Here is a 2,039-nt window from a genome sequence, read left to right as displayed (position 1 = left end):
GCCAGCACGCTGCCCAGCAGCAGCCCGAGCACGGGGGCGAGGCGAGCAGTCGGCTTTCGCATGGCGTCCTTCATGGCCTCCGGAAGAAAGGGCCCGGCGGCAGGGCAACCCCAGCGTGTCGCCCCCGCTTCCGCGAGGGCAGCGCATGCGGGGGCAGGCCGTCCGGCGCTCCACACTCGAACACGGGGGCGCGGCGGATTCAGTCCAGTTCGCGGCAGCGGGCGGGCGGCGCGCTTCCCCGCACGGACGGGGGAGGCGGGGTGGCTCAGGCCACGCGCGAGGCCGCGCGGCGGCGTGCAGGGTGACGCGGAAGGTGGCGCCGTGGCCGGGCGTGGACTCCGCGGCGATGCTGCCGCCCAGCGCGCGCACGATGGTGTCGCAGATGGACAGGCCCAGGCCGGTGCCCTGGCCCGGCGCCTTGGTGGTGAAGAAGGGGTCGAAGATGCGGCGCAGGAGCTCCGGCGCGATGCCGCGGCCCGTGTCGCGCACGTCCACCACCACCCGGCCGTCGTCGTCCACGCGGGTGATGAGGCGGATCTCGTGCTCGTCCGTGAAGCCCTCCGGAATCGCCTGCGCGGCGTTGATGACCAGGTTGAGGAACACCTGGAACAGCTTGCCCTCGTTGGCGCGCACCGCCGGGATGGAGCCGTACTGCTTCACCAGCCGGGCGCGCGGGCGGATCTCACTGGCCGCCATCTGCGCGACGGAGTCCAGCACGCGGTGCACGTCCACCGCCTCCTCGTGCGCGTCGTCCACGCGGGAGAAGACCTTGAGCTGGCGGACAATCTGCCGCATCCGCTCGGAGCCCTCGCGCGCGTCGTCCAGCACCTGCTGGTACTCCAGCAGCTCCTCGGCGCCCAGGGGCCGGGGCATGGGGCCCAGCGCGCGGTGCAGGAACTCCAGGTTGGAGAGCACGTAGGACAGCGGGTTGTTCAGCTCGTGCGCGATGCCCGCGGCCAGCATGCCCATGGAGGCCAGCCGGTCCCCCAGCATGAGCTGCGCCTGCATGTGCTTGCGCTCGGTGAAGTCGCGCGCCACCGTCACGCGCGCGGGCACGCCGTCGAAGAGCACGCCCAGCGTCACCAGGTCCGCGCTCACCACCTGCCCGTCGCGGCGCACCAGCGGCACTTCATGCGAGCGGGCCGCCAGCGCCCCGTCCTGCGCCTCCTCCAGGTGGCGGCGCGCCACCTCCTGGTCCTCGCGCCGCACCAGACCCAGGAGGTGCCGGCCCAGCAGCTCCGCCGGGTCCTGGTAGCCCAGGTAGTTGGCCATGGCCGGGTTCACCGACAGGAGCATGCCGTCCGTCGTGTGCACCACCACGGGGTCCGGGAAGCCTTCGATGAGCAGGTGGAAGCCCGCCTCCGTGCGGCGCAGCGCCGTCTCCGTGCGCATGCGCAGCGCGTCCGTCGTGTATTGCTCCAGCGCCAGCGACAGCGCGCCGGCCGCGCCGGACAGGAGCTTCACCTCCACGTGCGACCAGGGCCGCGCGTCGTCGCAGTTGTCGAAGCCGATGAAGCCGAACGGCTCCCCGTGCACCACCAGGGGCAGCACCAGCAGCGAGCGGATGCCCTGCCCCAGCAGCACCCGCGCGTTGTCCGCGCCGAAGTCCTCCGGCTTGCCCTGCACGGCCTCGCCCCGGTGCAGCTGCTCCAGCTGGTGCAGCTCGAAGGCTTGATCCACGGGCCACGCCTGCGTGTCCGGGTTGTCCAGCTCGCATGAGACCCCGGGCGCGCACCACTCCGCGCGCTGGGACTGGAGCATCCGCCCGGTGGCGTCGCGGTGGAACTCGAAGACGTAGGCGCGGCTGGCGCCCGCGACGCGGCCCAGCGGCTCCAGGATGGAGTTGTACAGGTCCGAGGCGGCCTCCGGCGCGAGCAGGCGCCGCTGCACCTCCACCATCGCGCCCAGGTAGCGCTCGCGCGTGGCGGCGGCCTCCTCCGCCAGCCTCCGCGGGGTGACGTCCACCAGCGTGCCCAGCACGCCGCCCAGGTGCTCCGGGTCTCCCGTCGCGGACAGCTCCACCCAGCGCGGCTGCGGGC

At 73.4% G+C, this 2,039-nt stretch carries 1 protein-coding gene; it reads right to left on the bottom strand.

The features are described from left to right. Positions 1 to 2,039, bottom strand: a 2,039-nt coding sequence (locus ACLEQD_RS42100) for an ATP-binding protein (protein ID WP_410391573.1), incomplete at both ends; no start/stop codon positions are given.

It is taken from the genome of Corallococcus sp. 4LFB (genome assembly GCF_046520365.1).
Classification (GTDB): domain Bacteria; phylum Myxococcota; class Myxococcia; order Myxococcales; family Myxococcaceae; genus Corallococcus; species Corallococcus caeni.
The sequence above is the reverse complement of the archived record's forward strand: the minus strand, read 5'-3'. Positions and strand labels throughout refer to the sequence as shown.